The sequence below is a fragment of the Mycobacterium paraffinicum genome (assembly GCF_001907675.1).
GTDB classification, from domain to species: domain Bacteria; phylum Actinomycetota; class Actinomycetes; order Mycobacteriales; family Mycobacteriaceae; genus Mycobacterium; species Mycobacterium paraffinicum_A.
Window position 1 is genome coordinate 157,082 of the sequence record NZ_MPNT01000005.1, and the last position, 24,955, is coordinate 182,036.

General features: G+C 62.5%; 20 protein-coding genes. 7 read left to right on the forward strand and 13 right to left on the reverse strand.

Annotated elements, in window-relative coordinates; all coding sequences use genetic code 11:
* Positions 1 to 214 precede the first annotated feature (214 nt).
* The 8 genes from BRW65_RS08140 to BRW65_RS08175 all read right to left on the reverse strand — a co-directional run bounded on the left by BRW65_RS08140 (position 215) and on the right by BRW65_RS08175 (position 9,392).
* Complete coding sequence (locus BRW65_RS08140; protein ID WP_167374012.1) at positions 215 to 1,186, reverse strand: GlxA family transcriptional regulator; 972 nt, start codon at positions 1,184 to 1,186, stop codon at positions 215 to 217.
* Between the two features lie 356 nt (positions 1,187 to 1,542).
* Entirely contained in the window at positions 1,543 to 2,049 is a 507-nt protein-coding gene (locus BRW65_RS08145) for a nitroreductase/quinone reductase family protein (protein WP_084187758.1), read from the reverse strand.
* A 447-nt stretch (positions 2,050 to 2,496) separates the two neighbouring features.
* Entirely contained in the window at positions 2,497 to 3,342 is an 846-nt protein-coding gene (locus tag BRW65_RS08150) for an MBL fold metallo-hydrolase (RefSeq protein ID WP_208611767.1), read from the reverse strand.
* Between the two features lie 60 nt (positions 3,343 to 3,402).
* Positions 3,403 to 4,479: a helix-turn-helix domain-containing protein gene (locus tag BRW65_RS08155; protein ID WP_084187759.1), complete on the reverse strand. Its 1,077-nt coding sequence runs from the start codon at positions 4,477 to 4,479 to the stop codon at positions 3,403 to 3,405.
* 424 nt (positions 4,480 to 4,903) lie between these two features.
* A complete protein-coding gene (locus BRW65_RS08160) occupies positions 4,904 to 6,520 on the reverse strand; it encodes an AMP-binding protein (protein WP_073873356.1) in 1,617 nt (538 codons plus the stop codon).
* Positions 6,521 to 6,571: 51 nt separating this feature from the next.
* Positions 6,572 to 7,021, reverse strand: a complete 450-nt coding sequence (locus tag BRW65_RS08165; protein WP_073873525.1) for a nitroreductase family deazaflavin-dependent oxidoreductase — start codon at positions 7,019 to 7,021, stop codon at positions 6,572 to 6,574.
* Positions 7,022 to 7,160: 139 nt separating this feature from the next.
* Complete coding sequence (locus BRW65_RS08170) at positions 7,161 to 8,105, reverse strand: TIGR03564 family F420-dependent LLM class oxidoreductase (RefSeq protein WP_139272923.1); 945 nt, start codon at positions 8,103 to 8,105, stop codon at positions 7,161 to 7,163.
* A 108-nt stretch (positions 8,106 to 8,213) separates the two neighbouring features.
* On the reverse strand, positions 8,214 to 9,392 hold the full coding sequence (locus tag BRW65_RS08175) for an acyl-CoA dehydrogenase family protein (RefSeq protein WP_073873529.1): 1,179 nt from the start codon (positions 9,390 to 9,392) through the stop codon (positions 8,214 to 8,216).
* 542 nt (positions 9,393 to 9,934) lie between these two features.
* Here BRW65_RS08175 and BRW65_RS08180 point away from each other — a divergent pair.
* The gene (locus BRW65_RS08180) at positions 9,935 to 11,482 is read left to right on the forward strand and encodes a GMC family oxidoreductase (protein ID WP_073873531.1); all 1,548 of its coding nucleotides are present in this window, start codon (positions 9,935 to 9,937) and stop codon (positions 11,480 to 11,482) included.
* Between the two features lie 180 nt (positions 11,483 to 11,662).
* Positions 11,663 to 12,658, forward strand: a complete 996-nt coding sequence (locus BRW65_RS08185) for an amidohydrolase family protein (protein ID WP_073873358.1) — start codon at positions 11,663 to 11,665, stop codon at positions 12,656 to 12,658.
* 276 nt (positions 12,659 to 12,934) lie between these two features.
* On the opposite strand, the gene BRW65_RS32010 is transcribed toward BRW65_RS08185, so the two are convergent.
* Positions 12,935 to 13,096, reverse strand: a complete 162-nt coding sequence (locus BRW65_RS32010) for a hypothetical protein (protein WP_208611768.1) — start codon at positions 13,094 to 13,096, stop codon at positions 12,935 to 12,937.
* Between the two features lie 1,198 nt (positions 13,097 to 14,294).
* On the opposite strand from BRW65_RS32010, the gene BRW65_RS32875 reads away from it, so the two are divergent.
* The 3 genes from BRW65_RS32875 (at position 14,295) to BRW65_RS08205 (ending at position 17,062) form a co-directional block, all read left to right on the forward strand.
* Positions 14,295 to 15,053, forward strand: coding sequence for a peroxiredoxin-like family protein (locus BRW65_RS32875; RefSeq protein WP_073873360.1), 759 nt, complete (start codon positions 14,295 to 14,297; stop codon positions 15,051 to 15,053).
* Positions 15,054 to 15,062: 9 nt separating this feature from the next.
* The gene (locus tag BRW65_RS08200; RefSeq protein WP_139272924.1) at positions 15,063 to 15,917 is read left to right on the forward strand and encodes a GNAT family N-acetyltransferase; all 855 of its coding nucleotides are present in this window, start codon (positions 15,063 to 15,065) and stop codon (positions 15,915 to 15,917) included.
* A 362-nt stretch (positions 15,918 to 16,279) separates the two neighbouring features.
* Complete coding sequence (locus tag BRW65_RS08205) at positions 16,280 to 17,062, forward strand: SDR family oxidoreductase (RefSeq protein ID WP_073873364.1); 783 nt, start codon at positions 16,280 to 16,282, stop codon at positions 17,060 to 17,062.
* Here the strand turns inward: BRW65_RS08205 and BRW65_RS08210 are convergent.
* The 4 genes from BRW65_RS08210 to BRW65_RS08225 form a co-directional block, all read right to left on the reverse strand.
* On the reverse strand, positions 17,055 to 19,970 hold the full coding sequence (locus BRW65_RS08210; protein ID WP_073873365.1) for an RND family transporter: 2,916 nt from the start codon (positions 19,968 to 19,970) through the stop codon (positions 17,055 to 17,057). The genes BRW65_RS08205 and BRW65_RS08210 overlap by 8 nt on opposite strands.
* Positions 19,967 to 20,401, reverse strand: a complete 435-nt coding sequence (locus BRW65_RS08215; RefSeq protein ID WP_279627652.1) for an MmpS family transport accessory protein — start codon at positions 20,399 to 20,401, stop codon at positions 19,967 to 19,969. Before BRW65_RS08215 ends, BRW65_RS08210 begins: the two co-directional genes overlap by 4 nt.
* A gap of 266 nt (positions 20,402 to 20,667) precedes the next feature.
* Positions 20,668 to 21,285, reverse strand: coding sequence for a TetR/AcrR family transcriptional regulator (locus BRW65_RS08220; RefSeq protein WP_073873367.1), 618 nt, complete (start codon positions 21,283 to 21,285; stop codon positions 20,668 to 20,670).
* Between the two features lie 132 nt (positions 21,286 to 21,417).
* Positions 21,418 to 22,347: an alpha/beta hydrolase gene (locus BRW65_RS08225; protein ID WP_073873369.1), complete on the reverse strand. Its 930-nt coding sequence runs from the start codon at positions 22,345 to 22,347 to the stop codon at positions 21,418 to 21,420.
* Positions 22,348 to 22,485: 138 nt separating this feature from the next.
* Here BRW65_RS08225 and BRW65_RS08230 point away from each other — a divergent pair, with 138 nt between their 5' ends.
* Complete coding sequence (locus BRW65_RS08230) at positions 22,486 to 23,853, forward strand: aldehyde dehydrogenase family protein (RefSeq protein ID WP_432206402.1); 1,368 nt, start codon at positions 22,486 to 22,488, stop codon at positions 23,851 to 23,853.
* Positions 23,854 to 23,935: 82 nt separating this feature from the next.
* Positions 23,936 to 24,943, forward strand: a complete 1,008-nt coding sequence (locus BRW65_RS08235) for a CobW family GTP-binding protein (protein ID WP_073873371.1) — start codon at positions 23,936 to 23,938, stop codon at positions 24,941 to 24,943.
* Positions 24,944 to 24,955 lie beyond the last annotated feature (12 nt).

Here is a 24,955-nt window from a genome sequence, read left to right on the forward strand (position 1 = left end):
GCCTCAATGTTGATGTCCGACAGGCCCGATGCCGTGGCTACGCTTCTGGCTGTGTCGATGATCTGCTGCACATCACCGATTTTGCATCCACTGAGCGTCCGGTTAGAAGGGGTGCGCAAGCCGCTCGGTGATCGGATCTGGCCAAAGTGCTGCCTATTGGTGCCCGGCGTAATCGCACGGTCGCCGGGCCACGCATCCTCATAGCTGCTGCGGCTCAGCGTCCTTGGCTCTGACGGGAATGGCCGCGGAAACTCGCACGGTAGTGTTGCGGGCTAACGCCGACGATGCGATGAAACAGCGGTCTTAGCGATACTGCTTTGGATAGGCCGACCTGATGGGCGATCGCTTCGACGGTTAAGTCGGTGGTTTCAAGCAAGTGCTGGGCACGCAGTACGCGTTGGCGGAGAATCCATTGAATTGGGGACAATCCGGTCGCGGCCCGGAACTGACGGTCGAACGTGCGGCGACTGATATTGAATTGCTCTGCAATTCTGTCGATGTCGATGTGCTGGTCCAGATTTCGGACGAGGAACTCCATGATCTCACTCAAGTTGTTGCTGTCGCTGCCTGACTGGATCGCATCGGAAATGACTTGGGCTTGGGCTCCTGATCGCCGCGGCGGTATGGCCATACGCCGAGATATTGCGGAGGCGGCTTTGACACCCCAGAACCGCGCGACAATGTGGAGGCATGCGTCTAGGCCGGCTGCTGTCCCTGCGCTTGTGATGACGTCGCCGTCGTCGACGTAGAGCACGGCGGGATCGACTTGGATTTTGGGGTAGCGTGCGGCGAGTGCCGCCGCGAATAGCCAGTGTGTGGCCGCTCGGCGTCCGTCGAGCAACCCGGTGGCCGCGAGCACAAATGCACCTGTGGACAGGCCAACGACTATAGCGCCGTCGGCATGTGCAGCGCGGATCGCCCGTAGCGATCGTTTGGGCACGTCTTCGTCCGCTCCACGCCAACTCGGAATCATCACAATTCCCGCTTGTTCGAGGTCTTCGAGACCGTATGGTGCATGTATGCGGACCCCGCCGGTAGTGATCACCGGGTTGCATTCGGCGGCGACTGGCAGCAGCCTGAATTTGGGCGCGCCACTGTTGGTGCGGTCCATGCCGAAAACGCTGATTGGCACCGAGGTCTCGAACATTGGTACGCCGTCAAACATCAGCACGGCGATCGTGCTCATGTTGCGCGGCATATGACCTCCAGGCGAACGGTCCCGTGCGCCGGCGTCAGCTTGGAAAGCGAGCGCCAGCTGTCGTGTGCGACTTCGTTCATCTTAGGCAGGAGTACAATCGATCGTGCCGCGGTCACACAAATGGATGTGGCCTGCGAATAGGTTGCGGTTATCGTCGGTGGGGATCGATGAATGCACCTTAATGACAAACAACTGACTCGTTCCTGTTGTGCGGTTCCAGGTTGACAGTCCTGTCGATCTACCAGGTTGTACTTCGCGGATCGTTGGGCTGCCGGCCCGCCCGTGGGTCACCGTCGAGCCGGCGAGCCCGGTTGTGCCGCAGGAGCGTCGGTTGGACCCGTCCATCAAGGGTCTTTCGGTGACGACACCATGACCGGGACGTACCGGTTCTTGGCGTCGGCGATGTCTTCGTATTTACCGCACGGACCGGGAGCATCCTTGGCCCGCTGAAACAGGCTGTCACGTTCATCGCCGTAAATCTCCGGGGTCGCAAAGCTTTCGTTGAAGCCGCGGCCATAGAGCTCGACGATTGGATCAGCTTTGAGGTTGCAATACCAGCCGGGGTTTTTGGCGGCGCCGAAGTTTGTCGCGATGAGTACCACACGACCACCGTCCGTGAAGTACACCAGCGCACTGGTCCGCTTCTCATCGGACTTGGCACTTCTGTGAGTCGTTTGGAGGGTGGGGAACGGCCAGACACACGAGACGCGCCCGCGAGTGAGGGTAATGAGCGCCGGATCTATCCGATCGCCCACATCACGAACGAAGCGGAGCCCCCAGGGGCTTAGCGCTACCCGGCTGACAAATCGATGAGCAACCGAGGTGCCGAGGCTGATGACGGGGATTGACATACGTTGCCTTGCTGCTGCTTTCGGAATCGAGTCGGGTACTTGAGTTCGGTTACCGTGGAATGGATCGGGCTGCGGGCTAAGCTGTAAATCGGCCTTAAGGGTTCCGATGGGCCGACAATCGAGGCCAGATATGTTCTTCCGACAAGTATGGAGCGTCCAACGTACCCGGCGGCAGTCGCAAATCAGCAAGTTTGCGATCGTATTTGGCCATCTTGATCTTGATCGGCACGTACATACCGTTTGACGCTTGAATCTGAGGTGTGGCGACGGGATGTTTGGGTTTCGAAAATCCCTGTGTACCAATCGATTCCCCCGTGCGATGCCTACGCGGGCGAATCGCGCGCAGCCACTATTGGCTGTTGGCCTTCGGCGCGATCCAGTCGCGTCGTGAATTTCATGCGCCTTGATTCTAGTTGGTTAAAGACTTCTGCGGCGCCGGTATAGCGACTATCGAATGGCGCCACAGGCGATGTCGGTTACTTGTCCCGGTGTCAGGACGAGCAGACGATCTGCAAGACCGCGGCGCGCGAACGCCTCGGGCACCACGGCGGAATCCTGTGTGAGGTGCTGCCATCCGTCGACGTGCATCGGGATCACGACGGGCGCCGCAAGGATTTCGGCTGCTTCAGCTGCCTGAGCAGCGCTGAACGTCAAGTAAGCCTCCATTAAAGGGCTTCGGGCGCGCCCGGCAAAGAGGACGGCGATATCGATTGGGCCTGCGTGATCCGCGATGTCGCGCACCACGCTAAGAGATGCGTTGTCACCGCTGATGTAGACGGTGGGTAGGTCGTCGCCGGAAATGACGAATCCGCGGACTTCACCGGTGAGGTGCTCGGTGCCTGCCGGGCCGTGTTGTGCGGGTACACCAGTGATCTTCAGTTCGCGGCCGTCAGGGCGCGTCATAGCGTGGTGGCGCCAGGCGGGCAGCGCGTGCACCGTGCCGCCCAGAGTTTCAGCCGCAGTTGCTGTGCTGAGCACCAACGGCACCCGGTCTAGCAACTTTTTGCCTTCCGCGTCCAGGTTGTCTGGATGTTGGTGGTGGGAGAGCAATACAGCGTCGATCGCGCCGAGGTCGTGAATGGACACCGCTGGGCTTCCCGTTTTGACGAGGTTCCGCGCGCCGATGTGGTGGTCGCCAGGGGGGTCGAATGTTGGGTCGGTGAGGAGGCGCAGTCCACCGATTTCAAACACCGCGGTCGGGCCTCCGATGAGTTGGGCCGTCATCGCGACTGTAGACAAATCAGGGGCAGCGAAAGGTCTCGACATGGTCACGTAAATGAGTTTGACGCGCACGGACGGCGAGTGTGAGTATGCGTCCGGCTGGCTAGCGATCGGATTCGGCCAGGCTGTGAATTATCGGTGATCGGATCTCGCTGGTGGCAGGCCGGTCGCGCCCTCGTCGTGGAGTTGGTGTGCGATGGCAAGGTGTGCGGCGTGTTGGGCCTGGCATCGCAAGCGGTACTGCATTGGGCTGATGCCGAGGTACCGGCGAAAGTGGCGTCGTAGCGCGAGAGAGTTGGCGAAGCCCGCGCTGCGGGCGATGTCCTCGATGGACTTGTGAGTGTCTTCCAGCAACCGTTGGGCGCGAAAAATTCGCTGCTGAAGCAGCCACCGCATTGCCGACGTCCCGGCGACCTCGCGGAAGTGACGATCGAAAGTGCGCCGGCTCATCATGGCCCTGTTTGCGAGATCATTGACGTCGAACGGCTCGGCGATGTGTTCGACTGCAAATGACATGACCTCGGCGAATGTCGGCGAGGGCGGGGTCGTGACCGGGACGATATCGATGACTTGCGCGCGTGCACCAGTGCGGTGTGGGGGCATCGTAATGCTACGGGCGATAGCGCCCGCCGCCTTTACTCCCCACAGTCGGCGAACCAGCTGCAGGCAGGCATCGAGGGCGGCGCCGGTGCCCGCGCCGGTGACGATGTCGCCATCATCGTTGAATAGCGCGTCGTGGTCGACACAGATGTTCGGGTACATGGCGGCCAGCGCGGGCGCATAGAACCAGTGCATGACGGCGCGCCGACCGTCGAGAAGCCCGGTTGCGGCTAGGACGAATCCGCCCAAGCAGAAACTCACTATGATCGCACCGTTGGCGTGCGCAGCACGGATTGCGGCGAGCGCTGGCTCGGGTGGGACTTCGCTGATCTCGCGCCAACTTGGCAGGACGACGATCGACGCCTCTTGCAATGCATCGAGCCCGAATGGTGCTTGCACCGCTAGACCGCCCGTCGTTGTCAGGGCACCGCTCTCGCCAGCAACGACAAGCAGGCGGAATTTCGGAACACTGCTATCGGAATGGTCCACTCCGAAGACGCTCATCGGCACCGATGTCTCGAGCATCGGCGCCCGATCAAAGACCACTACGGCAACAGTAACGGTATCTCGTTCCACTTTGAGCCTCAGTTCTGTCAACCCACCTAACATCCGCGCAAACGGCCTCTACCAAAGTGTGAAGCACCGAGGCGCCCTCGAGCCGGATCCGAGGAATCTGCTTTTAGGATGCCGGTTACCGTTGGTTACGACCGACCTCGAGAAGGCCAACCTGCGATCGTTTCGAGCCAGCATAGGGAGCGGCTTGGTATTCCATTGGGTTGTGCGAGCAGTTAACTGACTGTAGCGATGCGGGAATGGGTGAGGGTCTGCCAATGCGCTTGGAGGAACGCGATGAACGCCGACACGTCGGTCTTGACCCGTGCCATGATGGGCGGCCACTTTCGGAAACGAGGCCGGAGTGACTGTGAGGCCGGTACGGGTCTATGGCTCTACCGCGGCGAGATTTTCATCCGCTGACGGCGACCCACGTCCGATAGCAGCCCGATGCCTTCAGCCTCAAGTCGGCCCAGACCGTCTAGGGGTCAAGCTCGAGGCCAGCGAATTCACCCCGTATCCAGCGCTGCCGAATAGCGAACTTCTGGATCTTGCCGGATCCGGTCAGGGGGTAGCCGTCTACGGCATACCACTTCGTAGGCGTCTTCTGTGCGGAGAGATGGGCGCGGACGTAAGTGCGTAGGTCTGTGATCGTCGGCGCAACCTCTGGATCGCGGGGTCGAATGAAGGCCCCGACGACCTCGCCCCAGTGATCGTCAGGTAAGCCGACGACGGCCACTTCCGCGACTTCTGGATGTTGGTAGAGGAGGTCTTCGATCTCGACGGGAAAGAGATTCTCACCACCTCGAATGATGATGTCCTTCAGGCGCCCGACTATCCGGCAATATCCTCGCTCGTCCATGGTCGCCACGTCGCCGGTGCGCAGCCATCCATCCGCAAGCAACGTCTGAGCTGTTTCCTCTGGATCTTCGAAGTACCCAAGCATCGTGAAATACCCACGTGCCCATACTTCTCCAGACACTCCGAGGGGTACCGTCTGCAGCGACACCGGGTCGACGATGCGTAGCTCCGTGTGCGCCAACGGTGAACCGACCGTTTGACCTTTGTCCTCAGCACTATCCGAGGGCCCAGTGCTGGTGAGAACGGGTGAGCATTCTGTTTGGCCGTAGGTGACCATGACGTCGATACCCAGCGCATCCTCGATGCGCCGTACCAGCGCCTCAGGAACTGGAGCCCCACCTGACACCGTCGATCGCCATGACGACAGATCTCGGCGCGATGAGTCCGGATGCTCCATGGCGGCAATCAGCATGGTGGGAACGCCGCCGGCGAACCATAGTTTCTCCAACTCGATCAGCTCGAGGAAGAGACCGGGATCGAAGCTCGGCATAAGCACCAACTTGGCCCGTCTATCCAGTGCGCCAAGCACATTCATCACGCAACCGCTGGTGTGAAACAGAGGAGTCGCCTGCAGCCATCCAATACCGTCGGGGAGCTCCATGCGCTCGGTCCACGACCGCGCGTTGTTGACGATGCCGCCGTGCCGTAACACCACGCCCTTCGGAAATCCGGTTGTCCCGCTTGTGTACTGGATCTGCACCGGGTCGTCGAATCCCACCACGGGCAGGATGATCTCGTCACCGCCAGCGCCTGCAATGAGCTCCGCGAGGAGATCGAGACGCGATACACTACGCAGCTCAGGCAATTCGGAACGAATGGCCATTGCATGCGCCTCGAGCGGGTTGCCTCGCACCTGCGTCACGAGGAACAAGCCGGCCGTCCTTGACTGCGCGAGGATATATCTCGCCTCCTCGGCCTTAAGGCTCGGGTTGATCGTCACCAAGATCAGGCCAGCCAGCGCCGCACCATACTCGAGTATTACCCATTCGGGTATGTCGTTGGCCCAGACGGCGATGCGTTCACCCGGTTCGAAGCGACCGAGAAGATAACGAGCGCAACGTTCGGTGTCGGCGAGAAGCGTGGCGTAGGTCCAGCGTCGTGTCCGCGGCGAAACCAGCCCCTCGATCAGGGCAATTCGCTCGGGGACCTCGTTGGCGACCTCCCGCAAGCGGTCACCCACCGACGTGTCGATCAGCGCCGACTCGCCAGAAGGGGGAGTCCAATGCGAAGGCTTCACCTCATCGCCGCATCATCGCGAGCATCGTGGTGTGCGTTCATGCGGGGGTGATCAATTCGGCCGCAATTCGAACAGTGGGATGACGCGGGTGGTCTTGGCCTGGTATTCGCCGTAGTTGGGCGCCATCACGACCACCTTGTCGAAGAGTGCATCGCGCTCCTCGTCACGCACCTCGCGGACCGTCACTTCGTACTTGTGCGTGCCGATCTCCAACTGACCTTGGGGGTTTGCCCGCACGTTGTGTACCCACGCTGGATCCTTCGGAGCGCCGCCACGCGAACCGATGACGACCATCTTGCCGTCGATACTCAAGCTCACCAGCGGGGTCAACCGCGACAGCCCCGACCTGGCCCCCTTGGCGGTGAGTAGAACGACATCAAAACCCTCAAAGATTCCGCCTATCTTGCCGTGATTGGCGCGGAATTCCTCGAGGATGCCCGCGTTGAACTCCTTCAGTGCTTCGTCGTTTTCCATGAACTTTTCCGGATCGAATTCACTCATGTGTTGAATCTCCTTCTTGCAGAACCAAAGCCAAGTGCCGGGGTAGCGGCGACCCGGCGTGCAATGCATGCTCGCGGATTGGTGCGTCGAGGAACAGAAAACGATGTCGAGACTGGCGGTTGGGTTCGCCGGACGACGGTCATTCGTCGTCGAGTGAACGCAGGAGTGTCCGTGTTCGTGTGAGGGTCTCGTCGTCTTCTCCCATGGGCTGACCGACGAACTCATCCACGCCTGCAGCGCGTAGCTCCTCGATGCGGCTGCTCACGGACGATTCATCACCGATCAACGCACTGTCCTCGGGATTTGCGTAGCCTTCCCTGTCGAGCATGGCGCGATACGACGGTAAGGTGCCGTAGATCTCGAATTGCTTTGCCGCAGACTCTTTGACAGCCTTGGCATCGTCTGTGACGCATACGGGCAGCACGGCTACTACCTTGACGTCGTGTGCGGATCGACCTGCCGCGGAGGCCGCGTCGCGCAGGGTGGGGCCGATGTGGCCGGCCAGCGTCTTGGGTCCCGTCATCCAGGTCAAAGTGCCGGCCGCGCGGCCGCCGGCGAGTCGCAGCATCTGCGGGCCCAACGCGGCGATGTAGACCGGCGGCGTAGCGGCGTGCGGTATGTCCAGCGACCCGCGGGTGGTGACTAGCTCACCCGTCGAGTCGGCGGTATCCCCGGCGAGCAGAGGCAGTAACCCATCGAGGTACTCGCGCATGCGTCGGACGGGCTTCTCCCATGGGACGCCCCACAGCTTTTCGCTCATCTTCGGATGGTTGACGCCGAGTCCCAGACTGAAGCGATTGTCGGATAGCCGGCTCAGCGTCAAAGCACGTTGCGCAGTAAGCATCGGGTGCGCAACTTGGATAGGCAGAACCGATGCGCCGATCTCGATGTCTGGCACTTCGCGCAGTGCTACTGCAACCGTGCTGCTCAAATCCGGCTCCCAGGGCAGCTGTGGAGTCCAGACGCGGGAGAATCCCTCCTTGTGCGCTCGGGAAACCTGGTCGACGTAAACATCGATGAAGGATTTCCCCGCGCCGTTTCCGAGGAGTATCGACAAACTGATCTTCACGAAATCCTCTCCCATCTCTCGCGTCGCAAGGAACCGCCCGGTGCGGGGCTCCGTTGCAAATCGAACTCGTTTGCACCGCGGTGTTCAGAAACGTGGTGACCGGCGTGGGACATGGTCGCGGGATCACACCATCGGGCTGACCACTTCGTCCACGCCGAGCAGATCCTTGCCGTAGACCTCGGCGGCCACGGCGTAGTTCAGCCCGGCGTGACGGGCTGCGGTGCTCGCGTCACGCCAATACCGTTGCATCGGACTGGCTTCGGCGAAGCTCCCGGCGCCATGTACGTCGATCAGGATGTTGAGTGCCCCGATGGCCTGTCGAGACGCGTAGGCACACGTGGCCTTATATCTGGCCCGGTCGGAGTCGTCCGGCAGCGAGCCGGCGCCCATGAATTGGTCTAGTTCGTCGGCCACTTGATAGGACAACAGCCGTGCCGTGCGCAGCTTCAGCTCCGCTTCGCCGATTTGCATTTGGACGCCCACTGAATCTCGTTGATGCGCGAAGAACGTGTACTGGATTGGTTTGCTGCTGGCGGCATCCAGAGCCAGATCCAGTGCGGCACGCGCAGGCCCGAGGATGGCGGGCAGCAAAAGGACCGTTCCGACTGGAACGTAGGGCAGGGTGGAACCGGGTGGCTCGCCGCCGACACGTCCAGCCAACAGGGATGCCAAAAAGATCATTCGGTGCTCAGGCACGAACAAGTCGTCGCCGACCAAGGTGTTGCTGGCAGTGGCGCGCATGCCCACCGTGTGCCAGGTGTCTTCGAGCCGAACTTCCGACACCGGCGCGAGACAATAGTATGGGCCCGGTTCGGTGCCGTCGAGAACGTTGGCGGTCAGAGCGGCCCACTTGGCGTGAGAAGAACCCGAGGCCCACCCCCACCGGCCGCTCACTCGGATGCCGCCGTCGACTCGGCGTGCTGGGGCCGGAGTGAGCCCACCTGCCATGTACACGTCAGGTGATTGACCGAATACCTCTTGCTGGAGCTGCTCGGAGCCCTGGGCCACCGCAAACGCTCCGATCGCGCCGATCCCAAGCAACCAGCCAGCTGAGGCGTCGGCCGCGGCGACCGCTTCGCACACCTCGAAAGCCGTACGAAGGCCAGTCTGAAATCCGCCGAACCGCAAAGGTGTGAACATGCGGAAGAAGCCGGCAGAACCCATGGCCTCGATCACTTCGTCGGCTGCCCGGCGATTCGTCTCGGCCCATGCGGCATGCGCGCGCAGCAGGGGATGCAGATCCGTGGCCCTGTCGACAAGTTCCGCTCGGGTAGGGCCGACCATCTCATCCGTTGTGGTCATGATGACTTTAGCCTCCAAATGGGTGAGCCAACTGCACGTCGCCACCGACGACACTGCGTCCATCTTGAGCCCGAAACCATCCCTGTGGGAGGGTCTATTTCGGCCCCTGTGTGATCGATCTCGGCCAAATGCTCTCCAGCGGAATCAATCTTGCAAATTCCGCAGTTGGTGTGGACGTGCGGCCAGAAGTTGACACGGCAATCGAGAGCCGACCCACGCCATGTGATCTCGGCAGCAGTCAGCCAAAAGGTATGGCACATATGGACGCCGCGCACACGCCATACCCGATGGACTGTGCGCTGCCGACGCCAACCTATGACAGAAGCCGAGCACCCGAGGGGGAGCGCAATGTGAGACACATGCGAAGCCCACGCACGCCGCCGACGACCTGCGGTGGGAGCACGCAACTTCGACATCGGAGCCGCCCGGTCGTGGCCGCATGCGCCGGCTACCTTGAACATATTGGTGTGCAACAGAATTCATTGCTGACCCGCGGCGAACACGATCGGGCGTTTGCTCAGCGGGTCGCCGAGAATCAGGCTTTGCTGACCTCGAGGCTACAAACCCACTACGACTTCATCGTCTGCGGGGCCGGAACTGCAGGCTCAGTGGTCGCACGGCGCCTTGCCGAGAATAGCGATACCAAGGTCCTGCTAGTGGAAGCCGGTGAGTCCGATGAAATCCCCAGTGTCGCCGACCCGCGCCTATGGCTGACCAACATAGGCGGCCCGGCCGACTGGGCGTTTTCCGTCGAACCTAACGAGCAACTCAACAACCGCGCACTGGTGTCCTCAATGGGTAAGATCCTCGGCGGCGGATCCAGCATCAACGCAATGATCTGGGCACGTGGGCACCAAGCAGATTGGGATCACTTCGCCACCGTGGCCGGCAACGAATCGTGGAACTACTCTTCGGTTCTCGAGGTTTACCGCGGTATCGAAGACTGGCAGGGGCCCGCAGACCCCGACTACCGGGGAGTGGGTGGCCCCCTTTGTGTCCAGCCCTCGCCGACATCAAACGCGATCGGTTCAACGCTCGTCGAAGCTGCGGCGGCCACTGGATTCAAGACCTTCGACAGTCCCAACGGCGCCATGATGGAAGGCGCAGGAGGCGCCGCCATCACCGACATGTTGATATCCAACGGTGTACGTCGGTCGGTATTTCGTTCCTACACCTATCCCTATATGGACCGCCCCAACCTCACCGTGCTTACCGGCGCATACATGCGGCGGGTGATTATCGAGGGCAAAGTCGCCGCCGGAATAGAGGTTGACTATCGTGGAGACCCACACCGGTTCTACGTCCGGGGAGAAGTTGTACTCGCCTTGGGCGCCATCCACACCGCGAAAGTGCTGATGTTGTCAGGCATTGGTGATCAGTCGCAGCTGGACCGCTTCGCCATCCCAGTCGTGCAGCACCTACCAGGAGTAGGTCGCAACCTTCAGGACCACGTCGGGATTACGTGTGTATGGGAATACCCCAACCCTCACCCCCGAACGAATACCGCTGACGCCGCAATGTTCTGGTCAAGTGCTGGTGATTATCCGGACTTCTTCGCGTGTCACGGACCTGTCGCCTTGGCGAGTCGGGAAAATATCGTGCGCTATGGGCTGCCAGACCAGCCGTCAATTATTCACGGCGCCGTCAGCCACCCAGAAAGCCGCGGGTACGTCGAACTAACCGGCCCCGCGCCCGATGATCCCGTGCGCATCGTCGACAATGCCTTATCCCGTGACACCGACCTGACCAAGGCCATCCAGTGCGTCGAAATGATGCGTGAGGTGGGCAACTCGAACGTCCTCGCAGAATTCGTCAAGCGCGAAGTGATGCCAGGCAGCCTCAAGGGCGCCGACCTTATTCACTATATTCGCGACGCTGCAGTTTCCTACTGGCACCAAGTCGGCACAGCCAGCATGGGCCACGACGCATTATCGGTTGTCGACGACTATTTGAGGGTGCACGGCGTCGCTAACCTGCGCGTCGCCGATGGGTCAATCATGCCGCGAATCACTAGCGGAAACACAATGGCACCCTGCGTGGTCATCGGTGAGCGGGCCTCCGCAGAATTGAAAAACGCTCATGGCCTGTAACCGCTCCTACGCGGAAGTGATCCCTTGCGACGAATCGGTTACGTGGTGAGCATCCCAATGTCGATGCCGCCGGTGATCAGCGAAACCCTCGTTCGCCGCTTGCACACCGTCTAGGGGCGAGCGCTGCACTGTTGAGGCCACGTTCGTCGCCACCTGGCGACCAGTTGAGGAGGACCATTTATGCGGACAATTGCGCTCGAGGAAGCGTTCTGGACCGACTCGCTCCAAACAGCGGGCGCATACCGCGATCCATGGGCAAGTCAAGAACTCGCAAGACTGATGGCTCCGGAGATGCTCGCGCATGTTGGTGAGCGGATCGGCGACGTTGCGGAGTTGCGATTAGCAGATATGGACGCTGCTGGCGTTGATATCCAAGTTCTGTCACTGACCGCACCTGGGATTCAGGGTCAGCCAGACGTTAAAGTCGCGATCGACGATGCGCGCCGCGCCAACGACTTCCTGGCTGAGGCGATTGCCTCTCATCCGACGCGTTTTGCCGGACTGGCAGCACTTCCTTTGCAGGATCCGGACGCAGCGGTCAAGGAACTTCAACGAGCAGCTGCCCTCGGCCTCCACGGCGCCCTCGTGAACGGGCCCACGCTCGGGCACTACTTAGACGATCGACAGTACGATCCCGTCTGGGCGATGCTTGAACAACTAGATGCCCCGCTGTACCTACATCCCACCCTGGGCGCTGAAGACGATCGTTGGGCAGTCCTTGAGGGTCATCCGGAACTTCAAGCCGCGATGTACCGGTGGGCGTCCGACACCGGCGGACACGCAATGCGCGTAATTTTTGGCGGCGTTTTTGACCGCTTCCCGGGTGCGCGCCTCATTCTCGGCCACATGGGGGAATACCTGCCGTTTCAACTTGCCCGGTTCGACTCCATGGCCGAAAAGACCCGGCTGCCTTTCGAACTGAGGAAACCGCCATCGCGATATGTGCAGGACAATATCCTGATCACAACCAGTGGAGTGTGTTCGACCGCCGCCTTGTTGGGGGCGGTTTATGCGATCGGAATCGACAATGTCATGTTCGCCATCGATTATCCGTACGAGCATAGCGGTCCGGCAGTCGACTTCTTGCGGAGGTTACCGCTAGCGCCTGCAGATCTGGCCAAGATCGCGCACGGCAACGCTGAAAGGGTGCTCAAAATTCGGCCCGAGGGCCGGTAGTGGGGTCGGTATGGCAAGCTCAGCTTGTGCGGGGCGGTAGAAATGAGCACGCAAGCAATTCCCGACACAGCGACACTGGTGGCCGCGCAGGTGCAATCCGGACAACTTGACCCGGCCGCTGTGAATTCTGCGGCCTTAGACCGCATCTCGCGAGAACGCCGAGACCGTCACCAGCACCGGCAGCATCGCCTCCTGACCGTAGCCCACCGAAACCTTGGGCGCCGGGAACCACAGATCACGCTGGATTGCCCGTCCCGGCGGACACTGCAGACGATCCTATTTTTCAGCCGTCGCGACTTCGCCTTCGGTGCCTGAGAAGAGGGCGGCTGGGCGCCACGGCGGCATCACGCTGCTCGTGCCATCTTGGGCATCACGCAACACACACCCCAGGGCGTAATCGGCCTCATTGTGATCGATATCGGCCAAATGCCCTGCCATGCAGGACGATTCTCTGGGATAACGCGTTGATTTATGTACTGCTCCACGGCGCCAAGCCGGTGCGCCTTTCCGCACTGAGACGATCGACCGCCGCCAGCCGAGGTGGTTGCACAACCCAACGGGCCGGCTGGTCACGGCGAGTCCCTACCGGCGGTTCACCATTGCCACCTGCTGTGCAAGCAGACTTCTACCACGTTGGAGAAACCACGTCGTGGTCTCGGGCGGCTTCTGTCGTCAGTCTTATTGCAGGACCGATCACACAGTAACCGGCGCCGAGAAGAGGGTTTGACATGAGAGACGGCGTATCTCACCATCGGGTGCTGATCCGAATAGTCACTGCGGCCGCGATCGTTGCCGCGGTATCTGCAGGTGATGCTGCACCTGTGAAAGCGCAGTCGAGTCTTTCCGCCCGGCCGGCGGCAAGAACGGGTTCAGAGGTCAAGCAAACCGACACAACGATGCGCTGGGCTCGCGTGACCGTTGATCCCATACCGCCGGAGCTCGCTTCACCGGTGACCGACGATCAGACGCAAACACCTCAAGCACTGGCCTTCAGCGGCAATGACACTGGGGGCCATGGCAATTCGGACGCTGCCATTACACCGCCAACTTGGCGGATAATTCTCCAGTACCCAGCGCTGGCGCTCGTTGCGTGTCTCATCGCCTGGCGCATCGGGCTATCTCACAAGCGTGCAGTCAGCCGATCCTCGGTCGGGAGAAAGCCCCTGCCCAGCAACGGCTCTCAGAAGCATCCAGTGGCTCGTGCAACCGTCCCCGTTGCAGCCACGCAGACGCGTGCCCCAATGCAAATCCGCAGGCTCCACTTTTCGGCCCCGGAACACGATGACGATGAATCGGCGTCTGTCGTCGACGATCCGCGAGCCGGCATGGGCGTCCTCTGCTCCGAAACGCACAGCAAGACAGAGCACGTCCTCGCAGTGGCAACCTCGCAGGATAAGGAGGTGCCGCAATAAATCACCTCACCACAGCGATCGCTGATTGTATGTAGGACAGCTCTAGCAAAGAGATCGGAACGGGGAAGCATGCACAAGAATTACACGCAACGGTCGCAAATCGCACAGGCCCCTCGTGATTTGACGCCGCCGCCCCTTCCAGAAAGACCGTTCTCCATCGACCAGGCCCTGACCCACGTTCGTAATTCACCCCGTCGGTACTCACGCAAACCGATCTCGACGAGATGAACCGGACGCACAACGAATTGGTGCGGTCCGGTGCGATCCTCAAAGCCCTGCACGTTGGGGACTTCGCTCCCGATTTCAACTTGCCCGATGCCGACGCCAACGAAGTCGCGTTACACCTGCTCCCGCACACGGCTGTGATCATCACCTTTTATCGCGGACCGTGGTGTCGGTACTGCGATCTCGAACTGCGCACCTATCAACAGCAGCTGCACCGTATACACGCCGCTGGCGTCGCACTCGTCGCTATTTCACCACAGCTCGCTGAAAAGAGCAGGTGCACAGTGGATATGCACAAGATGAAGCACATGGTCCTGAGTGATGTCGGATGTAAGGTCGGCACAACCCTCGGAATCACCTATGCCGTACCGCTATATCTCGCTCGCAACTACGAGCGAAAAAACGCAGACCCCATCGACTTCAAGGGCCCGGGCGAGATCCGCCTTCCGATACGGCCACGTTCGTCCTCGACGGTCATGGGATTGTGCGATTCGCCGGCCTCAACGAGGACTACACGCAGCGACCCGCCGTCGAAGACGTTATCGCGGTGGCCGAGACGTTACGATGAAACTGCGATGTTGCCGACTGTATCAGCGTCCACTGAATGCTTATCGCACGTCATCGCCGCGTGGAGGCGGCGCAGTCGAACCCCGACGATGGACGGGGGTTACCGCCGCCCTCATGCTGGCGGGCGTGCCCCGGGCTATGGCCGAATGGCAACGACAGATCGCAAAATTGTCAGCAGATACATCAGATAAGGAATGCTAATGATCCGCACCCGCGGGATGACGCCAGCCGACATTGAAGGCTGCAGTCGGATCTGCTACGAGGCCTTCCGCCAGATCGCTGTTGAGCATAATTTCCCGCCGGATTTGCCGACACTGGAGCCGGCCAAAGAACTCATCGCCTCGCTGCAGTCCCATCCGGGATACCTCAGCGTCGTCGCCGAATCCGACCATCGGATCGTCGGCAGCGCCTTCCTCGACGAGCGCTCGGTCATCTTCAGCGTTGGTCCGGTCACCGTCGAACCCACCGTGCAAGACAGCGGTATCGGCCGCACCCTCATGCAGGTCATGTTGCAGCGAAGTGCTGAAGAGAACGCCACAGGGGTGCGACTCGTGCAAGCTGCCTATAATAACCGCTCGATGAGTCTGTATACCGACCTTGGCTTCAAGACCCGCGAACCACTCGCGACGATCCAAGGCGAACCGCTGTCGCTGCGTATCAAGGGCTTTGACGTGCGCGATGCCGAAGAGGCTGACTTAGATGAATGCAACAGGATCTGCATAGCGGTGCATGGCCACGACAGAAGCGGAGAACTGCGCGATGCGCTCGCGCAGGAATCGGCCAAGGTCGTCCAGCGCGAAGGACGGATCACCGGATATACGACGAACGTCGGCTTCACCGGCCATTCCGTTGGCCTGACCAATCAAGATCTGATCGCGTTGATCGCGAACGCGGAAGCGTTCTCCTTCAACGGGTTCCTCGCGCCGTTGCGCAATGTCGAACTGCTGCGATGGTGCTTCGGACACGGATTGAGGATCGTGTACATGCTGAACCTGATGACCATCGGATTCTACCAAGAACCCGATGGCGCATTCCTTGCATCGATCGGCTATTGACGGTCTTCGCGGGCGTGGTACCTCGTCAAACAGCGCTCGCTATTGCCAATGGCGCCAAGAGCTTGCGACGGACAACGGAACCGCGGCTTGCCCGACGCGCAGTCGAGCATGGGCATCGATGGGAACGCCTTGATTGCCCGGCGCCCCGAAGATGCGGGCGGTTTTCGTGTCGTCGAGCACAAAACTCCATTGTCGGCACGGCAAACACGCAGTAGACGTCGTAACCTACCCCGGCTGGTTCACCGATTTCGTCGCTGATCGCGCAATCGCACAATCGCGCAATTCGCAAGCCGGGCTGGCTCTGGCCATACATCGCATCCTGTACGTATGGTGCTTAGGACCTACACGACAGGAGAATCACAGTGGCAGAACGGTTGGCCGGAAAGGTCGCGCTGATCAGTGGAGGCGCGCGGGGGATGGGGGCCTCGCACGTGCGCACGCTCGTGGGCGAGGGGGCCAAGGTGGTGTTCGGCGACATCCTCGACGACGAGGGCAAGGCCGTTGCGGCCGAAGTTGGGGACGCCGCCCGCTACCTGCACCTCGACGTGACGAAGCCCGAGGATTGGGACGCCGCGGTGGCCACCGCCCTGAGTGAGTTCGGCCATCTCGACGTGCTCGTCAACAACGCGGGCATCATCAACATCGGCACCTTCGAGGACTATGCGCTCTCGGAGTGGCAGCGCATCCTCGACATCAACCTGACGGGCGTGTTCCTGGGCATCCGCGCGGTGGTGAAGCCGATGAAGGAGGCCGGACGGGGGTCGATAATCAACATCTCCTCGATCGAGGGGATCGCCGGCACGATCGCCTGCCACGGGTACACCGCGACCAAGTTCGCGGTCCGGGGGCTGACCAAATCGGCGGCACTGGAGTTGGGGCCCAGCGGGATCCGGGTGAACTCGATCCATCCCGGGCTGATCAAGACGCCGATGACGGAGTGGGTTCCCGAGGATATCTTCCAGACCGCGTTGGGCCGCATCGCCCAGCCCAAGGAAGTCTCCAACCTCGTCGTCTACCTGGCCAGCGACGAGTCGAGCTATTCGACGGGCTCGGAGTTCGTCGTCGACGGCGGAACTACCGCGGGCCTGGGCCACAAGGACTTCTCCGCTGTCGACACCGCCGGGCAACCGGACTGGGTTACCTAGCGGGAGCGAGGGATTCGGCCTCCTGCTGGGCGGCCCCCTCAGTCGGCTTGGGCCACGGCGAGGGAACCGGACGCTGCCGCACCCGCTGCGGCCACCAGAACCACTTGCCCAGCAGCGCGGCGATGGACGGCGTCATCAACGACCGGACGACCAGGGTGTCAAACAGCAGACCCAATCCGATGGTGGTGCCGACCTGGCCGATGACCGTCAGTTCGCTTACGGCCATCGTCATCATCGTGAACGCGAACACCAGACCCGCCGAGGTGACGACCGAACCGGTACCGCCCATCGACCGGATGATCCCGGTGTTCAGGCCGGCGTGGATCTCCTCCTTGAACCGCGCCACCAACAGCAGGTTGTAGTCGGCGCCCACGGCAAGCAGGATGATGACCGACATCGCGAGCACCATCCAGTGCAGTTCGATGCCGATCAGGTGTTGCCAGATCAGCACCGACAGACCGAACGACGCCCCCAGCGAGAGCAAGACGGTGCCCACGATGACGGCCGAGGCCACCACGCCCCGCGTGATGAGCAGCATGATGATGAAAATCAGGCACAGGGAAGAGATCCCGGCGATCAGCAAGTCATAGGTGTTGCCGTCGCTGAGGTCTTTGTAGATCGACGCGGTGCCCGCGAGATAGATCTTCGAGCCCTCCAGCGGCGTGCCCTTGAGCGCTTCGTACGCGGCCTTCTTGATGGCACCGATGTGCGAAATGCCCTCCTGCGACATCGGATCGCCGTCATGGCTGATGATGAAGCGCACGGCGTGGCCGTCGGGGGAGATGAAGTTCTTCATCCCCTTCTTGAACTCGGCGTTGTTGAAGGTTTCCGGCGGCAGGTAGAAGGAGTCGTCGTTCTTGGACGCGTCGAACGCCTTACCCATGGCGTTGGAGTTCTTCTGCGCCTCGTTCTGCTGATCCTGCAGACCCTTCTGGGTCGCATACATGGTCAGCATCGTGGTTTTCATGGCCTTCATGTTCTCGATCATCGACGGCATCAGCGCCACCATTTGGGGCATCAGCGTGTCGAGGTGATCCATGATCGGCAGCAGGCTCTCGATGTCGTCGGTCATGATGTCGATGCCGTCCAGGCCGTCGAAGACGGAGCGGAGCGACCAGCAGACCGGGATGTCGAAGCAGTGCCTTTCCCAGTAGAGGTAGCTACGGATCGGCCGGAAGAAGTCCTCGAAATCGGCCATGTGCTCGCGTAATTCGTTGATGTCGATGGTCATGTCGTGCATCTTCTTGACCATCTGATGCATGTCGTTGGCCATCTGCGCGGTGATGCTCGACATCTTTTCCATGCTGTCGATGGTCGTCTGCATCATGTCGGCCTGGTGCAGCATGTCGGCCATCTGGTCTTCCTGATACTTCTGGTTCATCTGCTGGGTGACGCTCTGCATGCTGATCTGGAACGGGATCGAGGTGTGCTCGATCGGCGTGCCCTGCGGCCGGGTGATGGCTTGCACGCGGCCAATCCCGGGCACCCGGAAAACCGTCTTGGCGATCTTGTCGATCACCAGGAAGTCCGCGGAATTGCGCAGATCGTGGTCGCTTTCGATCATCAGCACTTCGGGATTCATCCGCGCCTGGGAGAAGTGCCGATCGGCGGCCGCGTAACCCTCGTTGGCGGGCAGGTCCGCGGGTAGGTAGTTGCGGTCGTTGTAGTTGGTGCGGTATCCGGGCAGCGTCAGCAACCCGACGAGCGCGATGCCGATCGTCACCACGAGGATGGGGCCGGGCCAGCGCACCACGAGCGCGCCGATCTTGCGCCACCCGCGAATCCGTTGAGTGCGCTTGGGTTCGAGCGTCTTGCGGAATCGCGTCGCGACCGAGATGACCGCGGGGCCCAGCGTCAACGCCGCCGCCACGACCACCACCATGCCGATGGCCAACGGGACGCCCAGCGTCTGGAAGTAGGGCAGGTTGGTGAAATGTAGGCAAAAGGTCGCGCCGGCGATGGTCAGGCCCGATCCGAGCACGACGTGGGCGGTGCCCTTGTACATGGTGTAATACGCGTCTTCGCGTGATTCGCCGACCGCGCGGGCTTCCTGATATCGGCCGATCAAGAAAATCGCATAGTCGGTGGCGGCCGCGATGGCCAACGTAACCAGCAGGTTGGTGGCGAAGGTTGAAAGCCCAATGATCTTGTAGTAGCCCAGGAAAGCGACCATTCCGCGCGCGGCCGCGAGCTCGAAGACCACCATCAGCAACGTGAGCAGCACGGTGACGACTGACCGGTAGACGAGCAGCAGCATGCCGATGATCACCGTGAACGTGGCCGCGGTGATGAGCTGCAGGCTGCGGTCGCCTGCCACGTGCTGATCCGCCGACAGTGCCGCCGGCCCGGTCACGTAGGCCTTCACTCCGGTGGGCGGGGGCGAACTCTTGACGATGCTCTGGACGGACTCGACGGATTCGTTGGCCAGGGCTTCGCCCTGGTTACCCGCCAGGTACACCTGGACGTAGGCGGCCTTGCCGTCGTTGCTCTGTGCGCCCGCCCCGGTCAGCGGATCACTCCACATATCCTGAACGTGCTCAACGTGTTTAGTGTCGGCGTCGAGCTTCCGCACGATCTTGTCGTAATAGGCGTGGGCGTCGGCGCCGAGCGGATTCTGGCCCTCGAGCACGATCATGACCGAGCTGTTGGACTTGTACTCGTTGAAGATCGCGCCCATCCGCTTGGTCGCCACGACCGACTGCGCATCGTCGGGGGCCAGCGACACCGAGCGCATCTTCCCGACCTCGTCCAACTGGGGGACGACGACGTTGAGCACTGCAATGAGCGCGATCCAGCCGATGATGATGGGCACGGCGAAGGTTCGGATGAGCCGCGGGATTTTTTCCCTGACCGGCTCCCCGGCTACGGGGATGGAGTCGGTGCGGGCGTCGTCGAGGTGTGCGCTCATGCGGATTTCACCATGCAGAAGGTCAGGGCGTGCACGCGGTTGGTCAGGTTCTCGGCCTTGACTTCGTCGTCGATGGTGATGCGACAACCGAGGGAATCACCGTCGCTCTGCGCCGAGAGGTTCGGGAAGACCGAGGGGGCGGTCGTGCTGAGCACGAGCGTCCAGGGCAACGGCGCACCGTCGACCCGCTTCGGGTCGGCGGACAGGTCCAAGTAGTTCACGTTGGCGGTTGGCGCCGAGCCGAAGACCTCGTATTTGACCACCTTCGGCTTGAACGGCTTGGAGTCATCCAGCCTCGGGCTGGTCATAACGCCGGTGTCGTGTGCACCGAAGAAGGTCTTGACGCGGGCGACGGCGAAGCCGCCGACCACCAGCACCGCGACGATCAGCATCGGCAACCATGCGTTGCGCACAACCTTCGAGATCTGCACCTAGGGAATTCCCTTCCTCATCACCCGATCGTGATGTGGTCAGTCGTGCGCCACGGCTTACGCTGCGCCGCAACGGTTTCGGCGGTCGCCTCGGTTCCGTACAAGTTCGATGGTCAGAGCTAGCGGCCTCCCGAGAACACCGATGGTCGCCCGCGGTGCGACGCGTGCCTTCTGATGCGAAGGCGTTCTCGAGTACCGCAAAGAGAGCATAGTACATATTGTGCATTTGTTGCACACCATGCAACGATTGCGATCGGTGTTTCAGATCACTTCGTGAAGATGCTGTTGACCAGCGCGGCGGCACGCTCGACATGGGGCATCGGCGTGTCGTCGACGTCTCCCTCGCCCCTCGACCACCGCTCGATGCCCGAGCGCACCGCGGTGAGCGCCAGCGCGGCGATCAGCGCGACGATCTCGTCGTCGGGTCGCGTGCCCTGGCGGCGGGCGATGATGTCGGTCAGGTGAGTCTGAAAGCGTTCCAGGTCGGCGAGGAACGCGGCCAACACCGCCGGCGAGGTCTTGGCGAGTTCGAGCATGTGTGCCGCGTGTTCGCGGCGCGGAGGCACGTCGCGAAGGTGGTGGGCGGCCAGCGTGATCAGCTCCGCCAGCACGACCGAGTACGGGGCGGGGCCGGCGGCGACGAAATCCGCCACGAGTTCGGGGGGTATGTCCGAGGGGCCGTAGGCGATCGCCGACTCTTTATTGGGGAAGTAGTTGAAGAAGGTGCGCGTCGAGATGCCGGCTTCGGCGCAGATCTCGTCGATGGTGACCTTGTCGTAGCCGCGTTCCACCGTGAGGCGCACTGCGGCGTCGCGAATGTCCGCGCTCGTCTGACGGCGACGCCGCTCGCGTAGACCCATCTGATTGACGACCACGGCGTCCATAGTTGCACATTCTGCACACTTTGCAGTCAAAAGCGGGGGCATTCGCTCTCCGAACTTGGGCGCAGAGCGACCTCGCCGGTGCTACGCCGGGCGAAATATGTTCGTCGACAAGCTGGCTCGGCCGCGTGCGGGCTATGCCGCGGACGCGGCGAGCGCATCCCGAAGGTGATCGCACTGGCTGGCGAAGAATTTCACCGACACGGGCGCCTTGTCCGCTATCTGGTCGAAGGCGTGAAAGGCGCCGGGGGCGATCTCCTCATGCACGGGGACGCCCGCCTCCCGCAAGCGCCGCGCGTATTGTCGGCACTCCTCGTAGAAGAGGTCCAACGTTCCGACCCCGATCCATGCCGGCGGCAGTCCGGACAGATCGCCCCGCCGCGCCGGGGCGGCCTCGTTGGCGTCGGCGCCGCTGAGATACCAACGCCACGCCAGCTGGTTGTCGGTCTCAGCCCACATGATGCGCCTCTGACCGCTGCGTTCGGCGCCGGTCCGATCGTCGAGCATGGGATACACCAGCATCTGGAAGGCGAGCTTGACCTCACCGCGGTCGTGAGCCCATTGCGCCACCGCGGCCGCGAACAGTCCGCCCGCACTGGCCCCGCCCACGGCAAGCCGATCCGCGTCCACCCACGGTTGGCGCGCGAGCCAGCGCAGCGCCGCGTAGCAGTCCTCGACCGGGATCGGATAGGGATGCTCGGGGGCCACGCGATGTTCCACCGCCGCGATGGCAACACCGGTGCGGTTCGACAGCTTGCGCAGGAACTTGTCGTCCTGGGCGGCGCGACCCATGATCGTTCCGCCGCCGTGGACCCACAACATGGCCGGCGCGGAGTCGGGAAGACCAACCGGACGATGCAGACGAACCGTGACGTGCTCGTTGACCGCCGCTTCCGGCACGTCGCGCAACCGCCCCTGGGTTCCCAGAAAGTTCATGATTGCCCGCTGGACCTTGAGCCCACGGTGGAGCGAGTACCCACGCGGAAGAAACCGGGCAACTCTGCGCAGATTCGGGTCCACCGCCTGCGATGAGGTAAAGGCGTTGTCGGGGAACCGTTTTGCCATCGAAGCCGCTATCCCTTCCGCCGGCGGACACGCCGACCTTACCGGATCGGCAACGTGTCCCGAGGCGTCTTCACCGCGCTGACCAGCGATTCCTGACGGCGGCTGATTGGTCGGCCCGGTGGCCGGGTATTCGCTGTCGTGGCTTCGACCCTTACCAAAATCATCAGCGTCCTGGATCCTCGCACCGGCGACACCGTCACCCAGGTGCCGATCACCGAGCCCGCCGACTGTGATGAAGCGGTCAGGCGCGCCGCGGCCGCCGCCAATGACTGGGCCCGCACCCCGCCGGCTGAACGCGCCGCCGCGGTTGCGGCCGCGGCGGCCGACGTCCGCGCCGCGGCCGACGAACTCGCCGAACTCAACGAGCGGGAGACCGGCAAGCTGGGCGGCGACGCGCGCGGCGGCGTGGAGGCGGGCATCGACACGCTTCTTCAGTACGCCCACCTCGGTCCGCTACACCGCGGGCACGCCCTCCAGGGCGGCTGGTCGGCAACCGACCTGATGGTTCCCCAGCCGCGCGGCGTGGTTGCGGTGATCACCCCGTGGAACGATCCCGTGGCGGTGGCGGCCGGACTGCTCGGCGCGGCGCTGGTGGCCGGGAACACCGTGGTGCACAAGCCCAGCGAGCGCTGCCCGCAAACCGGGCGGCGGTTCGCCGAACTGCTGGCCGCCCGGTTGCCCGACGGTGTCCTCGAAATCGTGGACGGCGACGGCACCGTCGGGGAACGGTTGGCGGCCGCTGAGCTGGTCGATGTCGTCGCGCACGTGGGCAGCAGCGCGACGGGCCGAGAGATCGCGCGGGCCTGTGCCGATCGAGGCGCCAAGGCTCTGCTGGAGAACGGCGGAAACGATCCTTTGATCGTCGACGCCGATGTGGATCCGGCTTGGGCGGCCGGCCAGGCGGCACTGGGTGCCTTCGCGAACGCCGGACAGATCTGCGTCTCGGTGGAGCGGGTCTACGTTGTGCAATCCATCGCCGATACGTTCCTCAACGCGCTGATCGACGAGGCGATCGCGTGGGCCGACCGCATCGGACCGCTGGTCGACGAGCGCCATCGCGAGCACGTGCACTCGCATGTCGAGGAGGCCACCCGCGCCGGGGCCCACGTTCTGGTCGGCGGCGAGCCGCGACCCGGGCCGGGTTCGTTCTACCCGCCGACCGTGTTGACCGACTGCACGCCCGAAATGCTCATCATGCGCGAGGAAACATTCGGTCCCATCGCGCCGGTACGGGTTGTGCCGGACTTCGCTGCCGCGTTGGCCGAAGCCGCCGACGACCGATACGGCCTGGCCGCCACCGTGCTGACCGGCAACATGGCGCATGCCCAGGAATCGTGGCGCAGCCTTCCCGTCGGCACCGTCAAGATCAACGACGTCTTCGGCGGTGCGCCCGGCGGAGCCTCCGAACCCCGCCGTGCCAGCGGCACGGGCTTCGGCTTCGGGCCCGAGCTACTCGACGAGATGACCGCCATGAAGGTGGTGCACTGGTCGGCGCCCGGCGACTGACCCGGACGAATGGACTGCGGCAGATTGTGCATGCTGCCCCGGTTAGCATCGGATGTCCGGTCGTCGACGTGGAGGGTAAGGCGTGGCTGCGATACCCGTCATCGCGCTCACTGGTCACCTCGGAGCCGGCAAGACGACGTTGCTCAACCACTTGTTACGCCATCCCGACACCCGAATCGGTGTGGTGGTCAACGACTTCGGCGACATCAACATCGACGCGGGCTTGGTGGCCGGACAGGTCGACGAGCCAGCCTCGATCGCCGGGGGATGCATCTGTTGCCTACCCGACGGCGGTGGGCTCGGCGACGCACTCGTCAAGCTCGCGAACCCGGCTCGGCGCCTTGATGCCATCGTCGTCGAGGCCAGCGGTCTGGCCGACCCGGTGGCCATCGCGCGGCTCATCGGCTTCAGTGAGATCCGCGGGGTTCGCCCGGGCGGGATTGTCGACGTCGTCGACGCCGTGAACCACTTCGACACCGTCGACTCCGGCGCCCTGCCGCCGGTGCGCTACGGCGCGGCGTCGCTGATCGTCGTCAACAAGCTCGACCAGGTGCCCGAGGGCGAGCGGGCGGCGATCGTGCAACGCGTCACACAGCGTGCCGCGCAACGTAACCCGCGCATACATGTCGTGGCGACAACGGGTGGCCAGATAGCCCCAGAGCTGCTCTTCGACGCGTCCGCCACAGCCGGCCAGGTTGGGCAGCTCTCGTTCCTGGATCTGGCCCCCGAGCATGACCATGAGCACGTCCATGCCGACGCCGTTACCGTCCGCAGCTCCGGATGCGTCGACCCCGATGCATTGTTCGACCTTCTCGAAGATCCGCCGCCGCAGGTGTTCAGGCTGAAAGGGATCGTGGCAGTGCGCCACCGCGCGACCGTTCAGAGCTATGTCGTCAATCTGGTGGGTAGCGCAATCCACATCGGGCCTGCGCCGCGGGGGGCCATGGCCAATTGTCTTGTGGCGATCGGAATGGATCTCGACGTCGATGCCGTCCGTGCGCGAGTCGACGGCGCGCTGCAGCCTGCCTCGGGGCGGGCGTCGGCACAGGCCCTGCGGCGGCTTGACCGCTACCGGCGCCTGAGTGCGTGAGAAAACCATCCG